Here is a 19,856-nt window from a genome sequence, read left to right on the forward strand (position 1 = left end):
CTCGGTTTCGCACCGCGCCATGTTCCTATATGGTCCGCGCCGAGTTTGCGTCGATTCTTCAGCAAAGCTTATCAGACCTACCCAGATCCGAGTGACCCGCCATGACAGTTTCTGCACCGCTTCTTGTTGAGGGGCTCCGCACCCTCGCCCCGTCCTACAAGGGCATCCTGTGTGACGTGTGGGGCGTGCTGCACAACGGTGTATCGGCTTTTGAAGGCGCGCACAAAGCCCTCAAGGCCTTTCGCGAGGAAGCCGGTGGCAAGGTGGTCCTCATCACCAATGCCCCGCGCCCTGCAAAGCAGGTTGGTGAAATGCTGGCCGCTCTTGGCGTGCCGGAGGGAACCTACGACGACATCGTCACGTCCGGCGACGTGACCCGCGAGATCCTTGTGGCTCAGGGCAAAAAGACGCTCCTGCACATCGGTCCGCACCGGGACCAGCCGCTGTATCACGGCCTTGAAGCCACCTTCACCACCAATGACGAGGAAGCGGAAGGCATCAGCTGCACCGGGCTGGAAGACGACGAGGTCGAAACGCCTGACGATTACCGCGACCGGCTGCAGAAGCTGGCCGAACGCGGCCTGCCGATGATCTGCGCCAACCCCGACATCGTGGTGGAGCGCGGCGAGCGCCTGATCTGGTGCGCCGGTGCCCTTGCCCGTCTTTATGAAGATCTCGGCGGCGAAGTGGCCATTCTCGGCAAACCGCATGCCCCCATCTACGACGCGGCAATGAAGCGCCTCGCGACGCTGGCGGGCGAAGACGTCGCCAAGGAAGACGTCCTGGCCATCGGCGACGGCCTGCCGACCGATATCCGCGGTGCGGTGTCTCAGGATCTCGACGTTCTGTTCATCACCGCTGGCATCCATGCCTCCGACTTCGGCCCGAGCGACGCGCCGGACGAACATCTGATCCGCCGCCGTCTGGCTGAAGAAGGCCTGCGCGCACGTGCTGCCCTGCCGCGTCTTTGGTGGTAAGCGCGCACAGTATTGCTAGCGGGCTCATTTAACGTCCCGTATCGGGGCCATGCCCCTGCAAATAGGTCTGGACGTAATTTTCCACGTCCAGACCTTCGTGGCCTGTCCCCAGGCCCATCTCCTTCATGAAACCCATGACGGCCAGCGGCGCGATGAGCGCAACGGCGAAGCTGACCGGATCGCCTGGCTTGAGCCGCCCGCTGCTCTGATGCTTTGCCAATGTGCGGGCTACGCCCTGCAGGTTTTTCAGCAGGAAGGGTGTCACCGCTCGCAGTTCAGGATGCTGGGGCACCTGCGCAAACAGCGTCAGGGCAAGCCCGCTGTGCTTGCGGTAGGTCTCCAGATAATTGCGCACGATTTCCAGAAGATCGGCCTTTACGTCTTCCCCCGGCAACATCTTGCCGAACGAGACGTCGGATAGCGTGTCACCGATGGCGGCCTCGATCAAACCTGCCTTCGACCCGAAACGGCGAAACAGCGTGACTTCGTTCACCCCTGCCCTGTCCGCTATTTCCTTGGTGGTGGTTCCGCTGAACCCGCGCTCGCAAAACAGTGCGACGGTTGCGGAATAGATTTCTGAAACATCTACATTTCTAGGCACTTGGCCGCCAAACGCGCCGAGCGCGCCCTCAATTTTCCGGAAGACATTCCGTCGCACCTAATGCCAAACAGGGTGCAAATGCAAGCAATCGCTTGCAATAAAATTGGATCATCACTATTTGCAAGTTTGGACTTGCATTAAAAGAATTGTGGTCGGCGGAGGTCTGCAGCCCGCCGAGCGAACATTGCCAGGAGAGCCGCCGTGTCGCTGTTGCGAAAAGCCCTGATCCTTCCCCCCGTGATCGCCGGTGCGGCAGTGCTGGTTTATGCTGTGAGCGGGCGCGAAGCACCCAAGCGCACCGACATCGGGGAAACGTCGACGCTCGTGCGTGTCGTCACGGTCGAGCCTCAGGACTTCGTGCCGCGCGTAACCGGGTACGGCACGGTCGATCCGGCCCATACACTTGATGCCATCGCGCAGGTGTCCGGCCGGGTCACCTACATCAATCCGGATTTCAAACGCGGTGAATTCATCCCGGAAGGCAAGATTCTGGTGACACTCGCACCGGAAGACTACGAGCTGGAGATTGCCGAGGCGCAGAGCGATATCGCCAGTGCCGATGTGGATATTGAAGAGCTGGCCGTTACCCTGGATACACAGAAACAATCCCTGGCGATTGCCAAATCGGTCCTCGACCTGGAACAGCGTGAGCTGGCCCGGCTGAAAACGCTTCAGGAACGCAAGGTCGCCTCCGATCAGCTGGTCGAAAACCAGGAAGGCACGGTGCTTCAGCAAAAGTCGCGGGTTCAGGACCTTGAGAACGAGATTGCGCTCAACCCGGTGAAGCGCAAGGCACTGGAGCAGGTAAAGGCCAAGAACGAGGTTCGTCTGGAAACCGCAAAGCTGAACCTTGCCCGCACCACGATCCGTGTTCCCTTCGATGCCAGGGTTTCAAAGGTCAATGTAGAGATCGACCAGTATGTCGGTGCCGGCAGCTCTATCGGTGAACTTGACGGCATCGACGCAGCCGACATCGACGTTCAGATCAGTCCTGGCAACATGGCCGGATTTGCCAATCTGGCCTTTCCCGGACAATTGGAAACGGAAGAAGGTGTCATCCGGGCACGGCATTCGCTTGACCGGCTGAAAGCCAAGGTAAGGGTCGGATCCGTCGGAGAGACCGCCGTCTGGGATGCGCACGTCAAGCGGGTCAGCGACACGGTGGATCCGGACACCCGCTCCATCGGACTGATCGTAAGCGTGGACAAGCCCTATGACACCATCCGGCCGGGTATAAAGCCGCCATTGGTCAAAGGCATGTTTACCGAGGTTGAGCTGTCCGCACCGCCCGTGGCCGATCAGATCGTGTTGCCGCGCAACGCGGTCCACAGTGGCAGGATCATGACTGTCTCGCCCGACAGCCGACTGGTTACGGTGCCGGTCGAAATCGCCTTCCGCTTCGATGATATCGTCGTTCTGGGAACGGATCTGCCAGCTGGAAGCAAGGTCATCGTCAGCGATGTGTCCCCGGTGATCGAAGGCATGTTGCTGAAGCCTGTCGAAGACGAAGCCGTAAAGGCAGGTTTGAAGCGAATGGCGAGCACGGATGCCCTCAACGGTGAGGACCAGCCATGATCCGCTACTTCGCCCAGCACCCAACTGCCGCCAATCTGTTGATGGCCGGTTTCATCATTCTCGGACTGCTCAACCTTCCGGGTCTTCTGCTGGAAACCTTTCCGCAGATCCCGATAAAACGGATTACCGTGACAGTCGCCTATCCCGGAGCGACCTCAGCCGATGTCGAACGCACTGTTTGCCGGCGCATCGAGGATGCACTCGACGGGATCGAGAACATCGACGAACTCAAATGCGATTCCCGGGAAAACCTCGCACTTGCGACCGTCAAGATCATGGAAGGCAAGGACATCGACCAGCTGATGCTGGATATCGACCGCGAGATCAACGCGATCGATGATTTCCCCGAGGGCGTTGAAGACCCGATCATCGAAGAGGCGGGCCGCCTGAGCGAGGCGACCTCCATCGTCATCACCGGAATTGACGACAAGCCGCAGCTGAAGAACTACGCCGAAGCGGTGAAGGACCGCATGCTGAAGTTCGGCGGCATACCCCAGGTCGAGATTTCCGGCTTCTCTGACCGGCAGTTCCGCATCGAGGTGCGCGACGCCGCCGCGCGTGAAGTTGGGCTAACCCTCTCGGAAATCGCAAATGCCCTCACCAGGCAGAATGTCAGTGCTCCCTCTGGAGAGATCACGACTGTAGGCGGCTCGATCCTGCTGCGTTTCGCCGACGAGCGCCTTGCCGCGGATGCCTATGCGTCGGTGATTGTCGCCTCTTCCCCGCAAGGCGGCCAGATCAAGCTGGGCGACATTGCCACGATCAGTGATCTCTTCGAGGACGAAGAGGTCGAAACCCGGCTGAACGGCAGGTTGGCCGCTGTTCTCGACATTTCCATGACCCGCAGTGACGACCTGATCAAGGTGGTGGAGCGGGTGCAGGAATTCGTCGACGAGGAACAGGCCCGTACTGCCCCAGGCATCACCCTGACCATCATCAACGACGGCTCGATCATCCTGAAGGATCGCCTGTGGATGCTGGTCAACAATTCTCTCCAGGGACTGGCGCTTGTCGTTGCGGCCATGTGGATCTTCTTCGGCGGGCGACAGGCATTCTGGATCGGCATGGGCCTGCCGGTGTCCTTTCTGGGCGCGCTCGCCGCAATGTCCATTCTGGGGCTGACGATCAACATGCTGTCGATGGTGGCCATGCTGATCGTGGTCGGCATCATGATGGACGACGCCATCGTGATTTCAGAAAACATCGCGACACGGCGCCAGAAAGGGCTCAGTCCCCTGGAGGCCGCCGTGCAGGGAACGCGGCAGGTCGCCCCGGGTGTGCTGTCTTCGTTTGCCACGACCACCGCCATTTTCGGTGCACTTGCCTTTATCGAGGGCGACCTTGGCGACCTGTTGCGCGTGATCCCGATGGTCATGTTGCTGGTTCTGGCCGTGTCGCTGGTCGAAGCCTTTCTGATCCTGCCCAACCACCTGTCCCATGGCGCTACGCGCGACACCCCGAACTGGGTAACCCGCAAGGCGGAAAGCGGTGTCGGGTGGGCGCGGGAGCATGTGATCGGTCCTTGTGCCACATGGTCTGTGCGGAACCGCTATTTTGTCATCGGTGCCTGCTTCATGCTTTTCCTTGCTTCTGTCTCGCTGCTGGCCGGCGGCGTCGTGAAATTCCAGGCCTTTCCGAACGTGGAAGGCGACCAGATCGAAGCGCGGATCGAACTGCCGGCAAGTGCGACGCTCGCCGACACACGCAAGGTCGTGACAGAGGCAATCAGTGCGCTGGAACGCACCGATGCGGCGCTGTCGCCGCGCAATCCGGATGGAACATCCCTCCTCAAGAACATACTGGTGCGGTTCAACGAAAACAGCGATGCCGGCACCAGCGGAGCACATCTGGCGACCATCGACATTGATTTGCTGGACGGGCCCGTTCGTGACGCAGGCAACCAGGAGATCCTGAAAGTCTGGCGCCAGGAACTGCCCGAAACGCTCGACGTCCGGCGCATCATTCTCACCGAATCCAGCATCGGTCCGGCGGGACGCGCCATCGAATTGCGCCTGGCCCACAATGACCTGCAATTGCTCGACCAGGCTTCTGAAGAGCTTCAGGCCTGGCTCAAGGGCTATGACGGCGTCTACAACATTTCCGACGATCTCAGCCTCGGAAAACCGGAACTGGCCCTGTCTCTCAAGGACGGAGCCGGGGCGGTCGGCCTTGATGCCAAGGCGATCGCCGACCAGCTGAGAGGGGCCTACAACGGCATTACCGCCGATGAGGTGCAAGTCGGTTCGGAAAGCTTCGAGGTCGATGTCCGCCTTGCCGGCAGCGACCGCAACAGCCTTGGCGATTTCGAACTCTTCACCGTGGAGACCCCTTCTGGTCACCGGGTCCCGCTCGGCTCCGTCGCCGACATCCGGTCCGACCGCAGCTTCACGCGGATCAATCGTATTGACCGGGTACCGACCGTGACGGTCACCGGCGACGTTCTTCTCGGTGTTGCCAATGCCAACGAAGTCGTCAAGGACACGGAAACGAGATACCTGCCGCAACTCCTCGAAAAATACCCCGGATTGAGCACTTCGACCGAGGGGCAGAATGCGGAAGGCGCCAAGACGCAGGCGTCCATGGTCAAGGCACTCGGCACCGGCCTGATCTTCGTGTTCATCCTGCTGAGTTTCCAGTTCCGCAGCTACAGCGAACCGGTCGTGGTGATGACGCTCATCCCCATGGCGTTGATTGGCGCGGTCTGGGGGCACTTCCTGATGGGCATCGACTTTGCGATGCCAAGCATGCTGGGTTTCATTTCGCTAGCCGGGATCGTGGTCAACGATTCAATCCTGCTGGTCCAGTTCATCAAGGACGAGCACGACCCTTCTTTGGAAAGCGTTGCAGAGATCGCTCCACTGGGTGCCAAGGCCAGGTTCCGCGCGATCCTGCTGACGTCGGTGACCACAATCGTCGGCCTGCTGCCGCTGCTGTTCGAAACAAGCCCCCAGGCGCAGGTATTGACCCCGCTGGTGACTTCGATCTCCTTCGGACTGATCGGCACGACACTCATGATCGTCTTCGTGGTTCCGGCGTTCTATACCATCCTCGACGATTTTGACCTGACCTCACTCGCCCGGGAACGCAAGGCGCATCGGGAGAAGCTGGCGGCCGCCGAATAGATGCTCCTCTCCGACGTCGTCGCTGCAGGGCTTACCCTGCAGTCCAAGCCGTTGCCTTGACCCGCACAAGGCCAATCCGACTGGAGACCAAACGGCATGGATCCCATGGTCAAGCCATGGGATGACGAAGGAGAGAAAGTTCACAACCAAAAAGGGCCCTCCAATGGAGAGCCCTTCGAAATCGTTTTTTTTCAGTCCGGATCAGTCGAACAGCTTGTCGATATCCGCCTGTGCGCCGCCCAGAAGGGCATCGATATCATCCTGCGAAACACCTTCTCCTGAATGCTGCGGACCATGGAGGATCAGCTCGCGCTTGCGGCGCTCCGACTCTGTCTCGACGAGCGTCGCATCGAGATCTTCCGGAATACGCAGTTGTTCGATGAAGGAAGTCACACGCTCGTCGATGTAACGCAGTGTTGCGACCACCTTCGAAATTCTCTGGCCGGTAATGTCCTGGAAGGTGCAAGCCTCGAAGATGCTGATCATCTTGTTGCTGACCAGCTCCTGATAGGCTTCCTGGTCGCTGGCATCGGCGCCCATGATCTCTTCGGCCGCTTCCATGATGGTGTTGGTGGCTTCTTCCGTCGCCTCAACGATGGCGTCCAGTTCCCGTCCGGCGTCCGGGATCTTGCTGCCAGTCATGTCATTGGCGCGCAGTTGGGAGATTTCCTCCTTCATGCGCCTGATTTCCTTGGCGATGACGGTCAGCTCTTCCGTTACGGCCGGTTGTACGGTCGACAGAAAGTCGTGCATCGAACCCGACATGACTTCTGCAAGATGCATCACGTCGGTCAGGGAAACTTCACCTTGCCTGTTCTTGTTTTCCTGCAGGAAGTCTATGACTCGGGCAATGTTTTCCTGTTTCATACTGGCCACCAGGTCGAGCCTTTCCATTTTGAAAGCATCCTCCGAAGCGCGGATCCGGAATTCTCAGGAACCGCTATAACTTTTCGGATGCAGCAAAGCTGACCCGGCCTGCCTGCCCAGCAAGACCGCGCCGATCCTGTACATCCGTCTGGCACTGGCGGAGGTGCGCCCCAACGCAGCTCCCCGCCAAGTGCAAGAAATCAATCGGAGAAGACCGCCTCGATCTTGCCTTTCAGCGTCTGAGCATTGAAAGGCTTCACGATGTAGTTGTTCACGCCGGCTTTCTTGGCGGCGATGACGTTTTCCGTCTTGGATTCAGCAGTCACCATGATGAAAGGCGTCTTGCTGAGGCTGCCGTCGGCACGAACCTGCTTCAGCAGCTCGTAACCGGTCATCGGCTCCATGTTCCAGTCGGAAATCACCAGGCCATAACGGCGCTGTTTCATTTTTTTCCAAAGCTTCGGTGCCGTCCGCAGCATCGTCGATGTCTTCGAAACCGAGTTGCTTGAGCAGGTTCCGAATGATGCGAATCATCGTTTTGTAGTCATCGACCACGAGGACCGGCATCTGAAGATCAAGGGCCATTGTCTACTCCATACTGTCAATTTGCGCGGCCCCTGGCCGTGGGCCGGTGGAAACGCGTTATGACTTCGAAGGAGAGCGACACATTATTGTGTCCTCACCTCCCCACACTCAACGCAATCTACCCGCCGCCCCTGAAAAGACCGTTAATAACAGGCGCTTTTTTCTTCGCCCAAAGCACAATTGCCAGAAAACCTTGCACCGCCTAGCGTCCGCCTACTTCAAATCAAGACAAATCAGGGCGGAAACCGTAATGTTGGAACTGCAAAAACTCTGCTTCGAAGATCTTTCCGTGGGTATGAGCGAAGTACTCGTGAAGCATGTAAGTTCTTCCGACGTGGTCGGCTTTGCGGAAGTATCCGGCGACCGGAACCCGATTCATCTGTCCGAACATTTTGCCGCCCGCACGCCCTTCAAGACGAGAATCGCCCATGGCCTCTATACGGCCAGCCTGATCTCGGCCGTGCTCGGCACCCGCCTTCCCGGCCCCGGCGCCATCTATCTGTCGCAGACGCTCAATTTCAAGGCCCCGGTCAGGATCGGCGACGACGTCAAGGTGACTGTCACCGTCGAGGAACTGATGGAGCGCGGCAACCGTGCCCGCCTTTCCTGTATCTGCAGCGTCGACGACACCGTGGTTCTGGAAGGCGAGGCACTGGTGAAGGTTCCAGGCCGGGACGAGGATCAATCCGGTCTTTGACGGGCAGCGACCGCAAAGGCAAGTCTTCGGCACATCCCCATCTTGACCTTTGCTTTGCTTGACGGCAGGTTCCACGCCAAAGTCGGCAGGGCTGCTCCACCCGGAGCGCCTTGTTCGACGTGTTCCTGCAGGACGGGCCGGCATACCGGACCGTTGTGACGTATCGTTGCGCGAAGGTTTGCCGCATGAGCTCCACTGTTCCCTCCAGCTTTCCGATCATCGAAAGCCTGGATGCCTTTCCGGCGGACCTGAAAGGCGGCATCGTTGCCATCGGCAACTTCGACGGCGTTCACAGGGGCCACCGTGCCGTGCTCGACGCCGCGCTCGGTCTTGGCCACGGCACGCATCATCCCGTCTATGCCATGAGCTTCGAGCCGCATCCGCGCACGGTCTTCAACCCGTCCAAACCCGTTTTCCGTCTGACCCCGCCACAGCAGAAACTCGACCTGCTGCGCCTGTGCGGTCTCGATGGCGCGCTCATCCTTCCCTTCACCCGGGAGTTTGCCGGCATCGAGGCGAATGCCTTCGTTCAGGACATCCTCATCGACACGCTCGGCATCTCCCACGCGGTCACCGGTTATGACTTCCACTTCGGCCGGGCCAGACAGGGGACGCCAGACTATTTGCGTTCCGCCGGTGCCGATCACGGCTTCGGCGTGACCATCGTCCAGCGCGAGGAAGACGAAGGCGCCGAAGTCATTTCTTCCACCCGTATCCGCGACAGCCTCTCACGGGGGGATATCGCCCAGGCAAACAGTCTCCTTGGCTATCGCTGGTTCTTCGAGGCGGACGTGCGCCACGGAGACAAGCGCGGCCGCGACCTCGGCTATCCGACCGCCAACATGAGCCTTACCGAGGACTGCCCGCTGAAGCAGGGCATCTATGCGGTCAAGGTCCGTGTCGACGGGGCCTGGCATGACGGCGTCGCCAGCTATGGTCGCCGCCCGACCTTCGACAACGGCGCCGCACTGTTTGAAGTGTTCCTGTTCGACTTTGCTGGCGATCTCTACGGCAAGACGCTGCGCGTGCACCTGGTGTCCTATCTGCGCGGCGAAGAAAAGTTCGACTCGGTCGAGGCACTGATTGCCCAGATGGACCGGGACAGCGAAGAAGCCCGCGCCGCGCTCGGCTCGCTACAGCCGCTTTCCGAACTCGACATGAAACTGCTCGATCTTTCCGCCTGAGCAGCCTTCAGAATATTTTCTCTTTTCTGACGAACTTGGCGTTTGCCGGCTTGCTCCGGGAGACGTTCAACTTCAAAAGGAATATGGATCGGCAATCCTGCTGCGGCCAGCGACCGCAGAGATATTTGCCCGGCCCTTTCCTTGTTGCCGGTCCTTCTCCCAAGCGATTGCCCATCGCCGGAAAGTCGGCGAAATCCCTGTTCGCGTGTGGTTTTCAGTGATGAAGACGCTCCGGAGGTTGCAGCACGATGAAGCGTCAATCCATTTCCTCGCGTTCCGGGGATGTCGAGCAGAACCCGCTCATGGCGATTTTCCTGATGACGTCGGCCATGCTGCTGCTGCCGGTGATGGATATCACCGCAAAATATCTCTCCGCGGAGCTGCCGACGCTTGAAGTCACATTCGGCCGCTTTTTCTTTCAGCTTCTGATCAGCCTTGCCATTGCATTGTTCACCGGCCGCCTCATGCACCTGAGGGGCAAGCAACCGGTCGTGAACTACCTGCGCGGCATTCTTCTGGGCACGGCATCGCTCTGTTTCTTCACTGCGGTGAAGTACATGTCGGTGGCGACCGCGATCTCGATCTTCTTTGTTGAGCCCATGGTCCTTACCATCCTGGCGGCGGTGCTTTTGAAGGAACAGGTCGGCCCGCGGCGGATCGGCGCCATTCTCGTTGGCCTGCTGGGGGCCATAATCGTGCTGCGGCCGACGCTGGCGGAGATTGGTCTCGGCTGCATGCTGCCGGTAGCAACCGCCGTTCTGTTTTCCTTCTACCTGCTGCTCAACAGGCTCTACCCCGTTCGCGACGATCTTCTGACCATCCAGTTCAGCGCGGGCCTTTCCGGTTCACTGTTGCTTGGGACAGGTCTCGTGATCGGATATCTGACCGGGATCGAAGGCATGGAATTCGTCATGCCGGACGCACCCCAATCCGGCTTGCTGGCCTTGATCGGGCTGATTTCCTTCGCTGGCCACGGTCTTGTTGTTTCCGCGTTTCAACGCGGCAGCGCCAGTATGCTGGCACCGCTGCAATATATCGAAATCGTCAGCGCCACCTTGTTCGGGTATCTGGTCTTTTCCAATTTTCCGGACGGCCCGACCTGGCTGGGGATTGCCCTGATCATCTCAAGCGGGCTCTACATCACCCACCGCGAGCGCAAGCTGCGGCAGGCGGCCTCAAACTGATCCGGCAACCGCGCCGTCAAGGCGCTCACGTTCCGGATGTGCGGCGTGCAACTGCAGTCTGCGCAGCCCCAGCCAGACGAGCATCACCGGCAGGACGGGTGCGATCGGCATGCCGAGCCAGATCGCAAACGGGCTGGTGGATGCAGACAGGCCGATGATGATGAAGAGCGCTATTTTCTCGTAAGGCAAGAAGCCGTTTCTGAGACCCTCGCGGATCAGGAAGGCACAAGGGATGATGATCAGCGTCAGGTCGTAGGAAAGGGCAAAGGGTGTGACCAGCAAGGTGCCGCCGACCAGGACTGGAGCCCGCACCGACATGGCGTCCGTCCGCCGCCAGACCCGCCACACGCAAACGGCAGCGGCAAGGGCAAAGACCGCCTGCACCATCATCGCCGGCAGATGACCGAGCCCCAGCACCCTGCCTGCACCGTAAACCGAAATCATCTTGACCCATTCAACGCCGCCCAGCTCCATCATGGCGGAGGCAACCGGCGCCTGAAGCCAGAAGGCCTGCCAGGTGCCAAAGCCGAGTACCGCAACGCCGAGCGCAGCGAACACCAGCGTCGAGACGGATGCACTCAGGAAGGTCCGCCAATTGAAGCTGGCAACAAGGGCCAGCGGAACCAGGATGCCCAACTGCGGCTTGATGGTCAGAAGACCCAGCGCGATGCCCGCCCACACCATCTGCCGCCGTTCGATCCCGACAAGAAAGAAACCGTAGAGCGCTGCGGTCAACGCTGCATTCTGGCCATGGAAGGCGTTGTTCGCACAGGCCGGAACGAGGATCAGACAGGCGGCCAGCAGCCAGTTGCCCGCAATCAGGCGGCAGGCCAGGCACAACAGGCCCGTGGTGAGCCCGATAAAGACGGCAAACGCGATCTTGTAGGGCAGAAGCGCAAACGGCATCTGCAGCATCTGGAAGGTGGGTGGATAGAAGAAACCGAAGACGGTGTCTGTTCCGGTGTACTGCTGCTGGAGGGCGGAAAACGCAGCGGGACTGTATGCCACTTCCGGCGTTCCGTTGAGAGCCTGGCCCCCAGCCATCCAGAAGCTGAGGTAATCCATCAGCAACGTGCCGTTGGGCGCGCCATAAGTATTGGGCACCACCAGCATCCACAACAGGCCCAGTGTGAAACCGATTGCGGAACACAGACATGCAAAGCCGATCCGGTCCCAGCTCAGCCAGTCGCCTGTCACGACACCGCGAGACCAGAGACTTGCCTTGTCTACGCCCGCCTGCGGCCCATTTGCCGCCTGTTTCACCTGATTGGCCATTTTCTGCCGGTCTGTCCGTCGCTCACCCGTCTCAATCCGGGCCTATCCATGACCGAAAGACATTCATATTCGGTTACCCGAAGCCGATTTTCGGAAGTTGTACGTTTGCCGGACAGACAAACAACACAGGATTTGCCGGAACATCTTTATTCATCGCCGAAGTGCTGCTATGTCCCTTGCCATGCAACACAAGGCTCTCATAGTCGTCGCCAGACCGACGACCGCGATTACGCGAATTACTTGCCCGGCCTTCGGCTGACGCGGCAATGCGGCGCCAGGGACCGGGACTTCCTGATTTCATGTTGCTGCCCGAAACGGGCCGGCAATCATCCTGACATATGACGCGGGCCCAGGGCCCGAACGACCGGATCGACGTGACGATGACCGAGACAGATAAACGCGACTATTCCGAAACGCTGAACCTGCCGCAGACCGAATTCCCCATGCGTGCCGGCCTTCCCAAGAAAGAGCCGGAAATCCTCGCTCGCTGGGAGCAGATGAACGTCTACAAAAAGCTGCGCGAACAGGGCAAGGGCCGCAACAAGTTCGTGCTGCATGACGGACCTCCCTATGCCAACGGCAACATCCATATCGGCCATGCCCTGAACAAGACGCTGAAAGACATCGTCACGCGCTCCATGCAGATGACGGGCTTCGAGAGCAACTACGTTCCGGGCTGGGACTGCCACGGCCTGCCGATCGAATGGAAGATCGAGGAGCAGTACCGCGCCAAGGGCAAGAACAAGGACGAGGTGCCGATCAACGAATTCCGCCGCGAGTGCCGCGAATTCGCCGAGCACTGGATCGACGTCCAGCGCAAGGAATTCAAGCGCCTCGGCATCGAGGGCGACTGGGACAACCCTTACCTGACGATGCGCTTCGAGAGCGAAGCCGTGATTGCCCGGGAACTGATGAAGTTCGCGACCTCCGGCCAGCTTTACCGCGGTTCCAAGCCGGTGATGTGGTCGGTGGTCGAAAAGACCGCGCTTGCCGAAGCCGAGATCGAGTATCAGGACTACCAGTCCGACATGATCTGGGTGAAGTTCCCGGTCGAAAGTGCCGGCGGACGTGATGAAGCGGCCGTCGAGGAACTGCTGGACGCTTCGGTCGTGATCTGGACGACCACGCCCTGGACCATCCCGGGCAACCGCGCCATCAGCTATTCCTCGCGCATCGACTACAGCCTCTACGAGGTCACGCAGGACGGACTGCCGGACGACAACTGGGTCCAGAAGGGCGACAAGCTGATCCTGGCGGATGCCCTTGCAGACCAAGTGTTCAAGAACGCCCGCATCACCGATTTTGCGCGTGTCCGGTCCGTCAGCAACGACGAACTGGAAACACTGACCTGTGCTCATCCGCTGGCCGGGCTCGATCTCGGCGGTTACGAATTCGACGTGCCGCTGCTGGACGGTGACCATGTGACCGACGATGCCGGTACCGGCTTCGTGCACACGGCACCCGGCCACGGCACGGACGACTTTGAAATCTGGATGACCAAACGGGCCGATCTGGAAGCACGCGGCATCAACACCGCGATCCCCTTCACTGTTGCCGATGACGGCTTCTACACCAAGGATGCCCCTGGCTTCGAAGGTTGCGAAGTCATCACGCACAAGGGCGAGAAGGGCAAGGCCAACAAGGCCGTGATCGAAAAGCTGAAGGAAAGCGGCAACCTGATCGGCCTCGGCCGGTTGAAGCATTCCTATCCGCATTCCTGGCGTTCCAAGAAGCCGGTGATCTTCCGCAACACGCCGCAGTGGTTCGTCTACATGGACAAGCAGCTGTCCGGCGAAGGCGACACGCTGCGCACGCGGGCACTGAACGCCATCGACGAGACACGCTTCGTGCCGGGTGCCGGCCAGAACCGTCTGCGCTCCATGATCGAGAACCGGCCGGACTGGGTCCTGTCGCGCCAGCGCGCCTGGGGTGTGCCGATCACCGTGTTCATCCACAAGGAAACCTCGAAAGTCCTTAAGGACGAAGCCGTCAACAAGCGCATCTTCGATGCCTTCGTGGCGGAGGGTGCCGACGCCTGGTTTGCGGATGGCGCCAAGGAGCGTTTCCTGGGCAACGACTACAAGGCAGACGAGTGGGACATGGTCCGTGACATCCTGGATGTCTGGTTCGACAGTGGCTCCACACATGCGTTCGTTCTGGAACAGCGCGAAGATCTCGCCCCCAAGCGCAAGACCGACGGCGGCAAGGACTATGTCCTTTACCTTGAAGGCTCCGACCAGCATCGCGGCTGGTTCCATTCCTCGCTGCTGGAAAGCTGCGGCACACGCGGTCATGCACCTTACGACGCCGTTCTGACCCATGGCTTCACCATGGCAGAAGACGGCCGCAAGATGTCGAAGTCTCTCGGCAACCAGGTGTTCCCGCAGGACGTCATCAAGCAGTATGGCGCCGACATCCTGCGCCTGTGGGTGGCCTCCACCGACTATTGGGAAGACCAGCGCCTCGGGCCGGAGATCATCAAGACCAGCGTCGACAGCTACCGCAAGCTGCGCAACACGCTGCGCTGGATGCTGGGCTCGCTTGGCCATGCCACCGGCGAAGAAGTAGCGCTGGTCGACATGCCTGAACTGGAGCGGCTGATGCTGCACAGGCTGGTCGAACTCGACAAGATGATCCGTGAAGCCTACTGGGAGTTCGACTACAAAAAGGTCTTCCACCAGCTGTTCACTTTCATGACGGTGGAACTGTCGGCCTTCTATTTCGACATCCGCAAGGACGCGCTTTATTGCGATGCGGCTTCATCCGTGCGCCGCAAGGCGTCGCTTTTCGTGATCGACAAGCTGTTCGATTGCCTGGTGACCTGGCTCGCACCGATGATGCCGTTCACCATGGACGAAACCTGGACCTCCCGTTACGGCGAGGATGCCTGCGTTCACCTGGAGCAGTTCCCGACCGTTCCGGCCGAATGGCGTGACGATGCACTGGCCGCCAAGTGGGCGAAGATCAAGACGGTTCGCCGCGTGATCACCGGCGCGCTGGAAATCGAGCGCCGTGAAAAGCGGATCGGCTCCTCGCTGGAAGCCCACCCGGTCGTGCATGTCACCGATGCGGAACTGATGGACGCGCTCAAGGGCAAGGACATGGCGGACATCGCCATCACCAGCCAGTTGACGCTCAGCAGCGAACCGGCACCGGAAGGCGCGTTCACGCTCGGCGACACCAAAGGTGTGGCTGTCGTGCCCGGCCTTGCCGAGGGTACCAAATGCGCCCGCTCCTGGAAGATCCTGCCGGAAGTCGGCTCCGATCCGGATTATCCGGATGTGACCCTGCGCGATGCTACCGCCCTGCGTGAATGGGACGCTGCCCATGCCGCAGCCTGAGCGGCAGGGTTCCCGGTCACGATGACGCAACAGGATACATCTTCCAACAATACGAAACGGCCCCTTCTCTGGGGCCGTTTCAGCACCTTTGTGCTTCTGATCGCGCTTGTCGGGGTTGTCATCGACCAGGGCAGCAAGCTCTGGCTGGTTTACGGCTTTGATCTTGCCCGCAACGGACCGGTTGACCTTTTGCCGGTTCTCGAGATCGTTCTGGTCTGGAACCGTGGTATTTCCTATGGCCTGTTCCAGCAGAACAGCGACCTGGGCCGCTGGCTTCTGGCCGGTGTGACGATTGCAGTCACGATTGGCCTGTGGGTCTGGTCGGCGCGTTGCCAGTCACGCCTGGTGGCCCTTGCCTTGGCGCTGGTCATTGGCGGGGCGATCGGAAACGGGATCGACAGACTGACCTATGGCGCCGTCGTCGACTTCGTCCATTTCCACGTCGGCACGTTCTCCTGGTACGTGTTCAACCTGGCAGATGTGTGGATCGTTGCGGGCGTCGTCGGTCTCCTGTATGACAGTTTCCGAGATGGTCCTAATTCAGCCGCAAAATAATGGTTTAGGCTGGACAACGACTGATCGCGGGCGGAGTGCTGCCGGCTGTTTTTTATGAGAAATCGAGGGGTCTGCGCAGTGCGGACGTTAGTTGGGTTTGTAAAGAATTCTGCAGTGCTGGTGCTTTTGGCCGGTTTGGCCGCATGCCAGGCAGCGGATGGCACGAGCCAGGCACCGGATGTCGCCCTTGTCGACACCGTGATGAAAGGCCTTGGCGCCGTTGATCCGAATGAAAAGCAGATCGAGTACAAACCTCGCGGACCGCTGGCCATGCCCGCAGAGCCGACGAACCTTCCAGAACCGGAAACCAATGTTGCCGGTGTAAACGATCAGAATTGGCCGAAGCAGCGTGAAAACGAACAGCTGACCGAGCTGAAGCAGCTTTATGCCAGCTCCGGCAAGACCGGCAGCATGAACAGCGAAGCGCTGACCCCGGAACAGATGCGCGGCTTCAAGATTACCGGTGTTACCGGTCAGAATCGCGATCTCGACGCAGAGCGCCGCTTCAACGAGATCACCGAAGGCGGCAAGCTGACACGTGAAGAGCAGCGGGCCGAATGGGAGCGCCTGCAGCAGTTGCGGTCCCAGCAGGCAGGTATCGAGCAGAATGGCCTGTCCGCACGCCGCTACCTGACCGATCCGCCCACCGGCTACAGCACGCCTTCTCCGGATGCACCGATGCCGGAAGTGGTGAAGAAAAAGCGCAAGCCGACGAATTACGACGAATACGACTCCAAGCCGCTCGATCCGCGCTGCCTGGAAGGCGACCAGAACTTCTGTAACTGATCTCTTCAGTGACCGGACTTCAGGGTCCGAAAGGCAGATGACAAAATTGTAACGGGACCTCCGGACCGCACCTCCTATATGGAGGATAGGTCCGGAGGTCTTTTTTGTTGGCCACCATGAAATTGCCCGGCTTTGCGCTTTTCCCTCACCTGGTTGAAGCGCATGCTGTTCGAACGACAAGGAACGGGAGTTGCACGTGAACCCATCGTCCTCGAAGCACGACAAGACATCCCCCGTGCGGCGGTTGAAGCGCTCCATCGGCCTTGTGCTGATGCCTGCGCTCCTGCTGGGTGGCGGCATGGCCCTTGTGCCGGGAAGTGCCTTTTCCACGCCGGCAACGGCAGGAAACCTCATGATTGCGCCGAACCTTGAAAGCTTCACGCTGGATAACGGTTTGCAGGTGGTGGTCATCCCGGACCGCCGGGCGCCGGTTGTCACCCACATGATCTGGTACAAGGTCGGTTCCGCCGATGAACCGGAAGGTCAGTCAGGTGTTGCGCATTTTCTCGAACATTTGATGTTCAAGGGTACACACGACCATCCCAACGGAGAATTCTCCAAGATGGTTGCCGATCGTGGTGGCCAGGAGAACGCCTTCACCAGCACCGACTACACTGCCTATTTCCAGAAAGTCGCCAAGCAGCATCTGCCGCTCATGATGAAGCTGGAAGCCGACCGGATGGAGAACCTGGTTCTGAGCGACGAAGTCGTGACGCCGGAACGGGACGTGGTTCTGGAAGAGCGGCGCATGCGGGTCGACAGTGAACCCGGTTCCCGGCTGCAGGAGGCGCTGAATTCCATCACCTTCGTCAACCACCCCTACGGCTCACCCGTCATCGGCTGGCAGAGCGAAATCGAAGCGCTCAACAAGGAAGCTGCGATCGCCTTCTACGACCGGTTCTACACGCCCAACAACGCGGTGGTGGTAATTGCCGGAGATGTGGACGTTGATGCGGTTCGCAAGCTTGCGCAGGAAACCTACGGCAAGGTTGCCCGGCGCGCAGAGCCTGGAGAACGCCTCCGGCCGGCCGAACCGCCGCTTGCGGGTGAAAGACGCATTGCCGTTTCCGATCCGCGGGTGCGCCAGGAGTCCCTGTCGCAAATCTGGATCGTGCCGAGCCAGACCACCGGCGAAGGCCGCACGCCGGAGGCGCTGGACATTCTGTCGTATATTCTGGGCGAAGGGCCTTCCAGCCGCCTGCACAAGGCACTGGTTCTCGACCAGGAAGCCGCCCTCAGCGCCGGCGCCTATTATCAGGGCAGCGCCCTTGATAACGGCCGCTTCGGTCTCTACGCCGTGCCGCGCCCCGGTTACACGCTGGAAGACATGGAACGGCTGATAGCGACCGAACTTCAGAAACTGCTCGAGACCGGCGTCACGGAAGAAGAAGTTGAACGCGCCCGAAACAGCATGGTCGCCAGCGCGATCTACGCCCAGGACAGCCAATCCGGCCTGGCACGCCTTTTCGGCGGTGCCCTGACAACTGGGCAAACGATCGAAAACGTCCAGACCTGGCCTTCGCAGATACAGGCTGTCACCCCTGAAGATGTCCTGGATGCGGCCCGCACCTATCTCGCCGGCCTCCCCGTGGTCGGAGAGTTGCGCATGGAACCGCCCGTCGTGCCCGATGCCGCCCAATCCGATGCGCCCCAGACGAAGGACAAGTCCTGATCATGGCACACACCCTCTTCTCCCTGCGCGGTCCGGTCTCCGCCCTCGCTTTGTCGCTTGTCGCCCTGCTTGGCCTGATGAGGCTGGCGCAGGCCGTCGAGATCCAGGAAGTCACCAGCCCCAAAGGCATCACAGCCTGGCTGGTAGAAGACCATACCGTGCCTATCATTGCGCTCGATTTTTCCTTCGACGGTGGCTCCGTGCAGGACCCTGTCGGAAAGGAAGGCCTGACGCGCCTGCTCGCCGCAACGCTGGACGAAGGCGCGGGTGAAATGGATTCCGAGACCTTCCAGGCCAAGCTGGAAGAACTTGCCATCAGCATCAACTTCAGCACCGGCAAGGACCGGTTCTACGGCAGCTTGCGGACCCTGACGCCAACCCTTGACGAGGCCAGTGACCTTCTGGCCCTCGCCGTGAACGAGCCGCGCTTCGACGAAGCCCCGGTGGAGCGGATGAAGGCCCAGCTGTCGCAAAGGGCGAGACGCAACGAAAGCGATCCGGATGCGATTGCCGGAAGAGCCCTTGCCGAAGCAATGTTCGGTGATCACCCCTACGCCCGGCCAACGCTTGGCACCGCCGAAACACTGGCCGGCCTGAACGCGGACGACCTTGCAAACCAGCAGGGCAAGCTTCTCGCCCGCAAGGGGCTGATCATCGGTGTCGTCGGTGCGATCGATGCTGAAACCCTCGCCGGAATTCTCGATAAGGTCTTTGCTCCTCTGCAGGAGGAAGGACAGCTGGTGCAGATTGCCGATTTCGAACCGCAATTCGGAACCGGAGTAAACCAGCAGCTGGCGGTACCGCAAACCACGATCCTGCTCGGTCTTCCCGGACTGACACGTGACGATCCCGACTATCAGGCCGCCTTTGTGATGAACCACATTCTGGGTGGCGGCACCTTCACCTCCTGGATGTATGAAGAAGTGCGGGAAAAGCGCGGGCTTTCCTACGGCGCCGGCACATCTCTTTCTCCTTACGCACACACGGGCCTTCTGATCGCCAATGCTGCGACCAAGGCGGACCGGGCGGACGAGACGGTGAAGATCATGTTGGAACAGATCAGTCGCATGGCCGAAACCGGACCGAGCGAAGACGAATTACAGTCTGCCAAACAGTATCTGACCGGCTCTTACCCTCTGCGCTTCGACAGTTCCGGCAAGATTGCCCGGCAGTTGGTCGCTCTGCAGAATGCAGAACTGGGGATCGATTATTTCGACCGCCGCAACAGCGAGATCGAGGCTATTTCACTGGACGACGTCAAACGGGTGGCCAAACGCCTGCTGGCCGACAAGGCTCCGACAGTGGTGACCGTCGGCCCGAAACAGGGGTAGCCCCAAAGCAACAACGACACTGCCTCAATGACAAACGCCCCGGCTCAAACCGGGGCGTTTTTGATTTTGCCTGCCAGACTGAAGTGCGATCATCACTGCTCGAG

Annotated in this window: 14 protein-coding genes and 1 pseudogene; 11 read left to right on the top strand and 4 right to left on the bottom strand. The window is 60.0% G+C overall.

From position 1 onward, the window contains the following. The first annotated feature begins 101 nt into the window (after positions 1–101). Positions 102–977, top strand: a complete 876-nt coding sequence (locus ACP90_RS23105) for a TIGR01459 family HAD-type hydrolase (protein ID WP_062490282.1) — start codon at positions 102–104, stop codon at positions 975–977. Between the two features lie 28 nt (positions 978–1,005). Here the strand turns inward: ACP90_RS23105 and ACP90_RS23110 are convergent, their stop codons facing one another. Next, positions 1,006–1,578 carry a TetR/AcrR family transcriptional regulator gene (locus ACP90_RS23110; RefSeq protein ID WP_158514211.1) on the bottom strand — a complete coding sequence of 191 codons (573 nt, stop codon included), beginning with the start codon at positions 1,576–1,578 and terminating at the stop codon, positions 1,006–1,008. 201 nt (positions 1,579–1,779) lie between these two features. Here ACP90_RS23110 and ACP90_RS23115 point away from each other — a divergent pair, with 201 nt between their 5' ends. Both ACP90_RS23115 and ACP90_RS23120 read left to right on the top strand, forming a co-directional pair. Then, complete coding sequence (locus ACP90_RS23115; protein ID WP_062490284.1) at positions 1,780–3,153, top strand: hypothetical protein; 1,374 nt, start codon at positions 1,780–1,782, stop codon at positions 3,151–3,153. Next, a complete protein-coding gene (locus ACP90_RS23120) occupies positions 3,150–6,275 on the top strand; it encodes an efflux RND transporter permease subunit (RefSeq protein WP_062490285.1) in 3,126 nt (1,041 codons plus the stop codon). Before ACP90_RS23115 ends, ACP90_RS23120 begins: the two co-directional genes overlap by 4 nt. Before the next feature lie 201 nt (positions 6,276–6,476). On the opposite strand, the gene ACP90_RS23125 is transcribed toward ACP90_RS23120, so the two are convergent. Both ACP90_RS23125 and ACP90_RS23130 read right to left on the bottom strand, forming a co-directional pair. After that, on the bottom strand, positions 6,477–7,169 hold the full coding sequence (locus ACP90_RS23125; RefSeq protein WP_023002056.1) for a protein phosphatase CheZ: 693 nt from the start codon (positions 7,167–7,169) through the stop codon (positions 6,477–6,479). 173 nt (positions 7,170–7,342) lie between these two features. Then, positions 7,343–7,727, bottom strand: a pseudogene (locus ACP90_RS23130) (response regulator). A gap of 250 nt (positions 7,728–7,977) precedes the next feature. On the opposite strand from ACP90_RS23130, the gene ACP90_RS23135 reads away from it, so the two are divergent. The 3 genes from ACP90_RS23135 (at position 7,978) to ACP90_RS23145 (ending at position 10,792) form a co-directional block, all read left to right on the top strand. After that, entirely contained in the window at positions 7,978–8,424 is a 447-nt protein-coding gene (locus tag ACP90_RS23135) for a MaoC family dehydratase (protein ID WP_023002057.1), read from the top strand. A gap of 185 nt (positions 8,425–8,609) precedes the next feature. Then, positions 8,610–9,608 carry a bifunctional riboflavin kinase/FAD synthetase gene (locus tag ACP90_RS23140; protein ID WP_062490287.1) on the top strand — a complete coding sequence of 333 codons (999 nt, stop codon included), beginning with the start codon at positions 8,610–8,612 and terminating at the stop codon, positions 9,606–9,608. Positions 9,609–9,856: 248 nt separating this feature from the next. Beyond that, the gene (locus ACP90_RS23145) at positions 9,857–10,792 is read left to right on the top strand and encodes a DMT family transporter (protein ID WP_062490289.1); all 936 of its coding nucleotides are present in this window, start codon (positions 9,857–9,859) and stop codon (positions 10,790–10,792) included. Here the strand turns inward: ACP90_RS23145 and ACP90_RS23150 are convergent. Further along, positions 10,784–12,067: a glycosyltransferase family 87 protein gene (locus ACP90_RS23150; RefSeq protein WP_062490291.1), complete on the bottom strand. Its 1,284-nt coding sequence runs from the start codon at positions 12,065–12,067 to the stop codon at positions 10,784–10,786. The two genes, ACP90_RS23145 and ACP90_RS23150, sit on opposite strands and share 9 nt — an antisense overlap. Before the next feature lie 380 nt (positions 12,068–12,447). Between ACP90_RS23150 and ileS the strand changes: the two genes are divergently transcribed. From ileS to ACP90_RS23175, 5 genes are all read left to right on the top strand, one after another. Next, positions 12,448–15,408, top strand: coding sequence for an isoleucine--tRNA ligase (gene ileS / locus ACP90_RS23155; RefSeq protein ID WP_062491912.1), 2,961 nt, complete (start codon positions 12,448–12,450; stop codon positions 15,406–15,408). 21 nt (positions 15,409–15,429) lie between these two features. Continuing rightward, positions 15,430–15,963 carry a signal peptidase II gene (lspA, locus tag ACP90_RS23160; RefSeq protein ID WP_023002062.1) on the top strand — a complete coding sequence of 178 codons (534 nt, stop codon included), beginning with the start codon at positions 15,430–15,432 and terminating at the stop codon, positions 15,961–15,963. Positions 15,964–16,077: 114 nt separating this feature from the next. Then, entirely contained in the window at positions 16,078–16,749 is a 672-nt protein-coding gene (locus tag ACP90_RS23165) for a hypothetical protein (protein ID WP_023002063.1), read from the top strand. A gap of 196 nt (positions 16,750–16,945) precedes the next feature. Then, on the top strand, positions 16,946–18,421 hold the full coding sequence (locus ACP90_RS23170) for a pitrilysin family protein (protein ID WP_286145705.1): 1,476 nt from the start codon (positions 16,946–16,948) through the stop codon (positions 18,419–18,421). A gap of 2 nt (positions 18,422–18,423) precedes the next feature. Beyond that, on the top strand, positions 18,424–19,752 hold the full coding sequence (locus tag ACP90_RS23175; RefSeq protein WP_062490294.1) for a pitrilysin family protein: 1,329 nt from the start codon (positions 18,424–18,426) through the stop codon (positions 19,750–19,752). The last annotated feature ends 104 nt before the right edge of the window (positions 19,753–19,856 follow it).

The organism is Labrenzia sp. CP4, assembly GCF_001579905.1.
Classification (GTDB): Bacteria; Pseudomonadota; Alphaproteobacteria; order Rhizobiales; family Stappiaceae; genus Roseibium; species Roseibium algicola.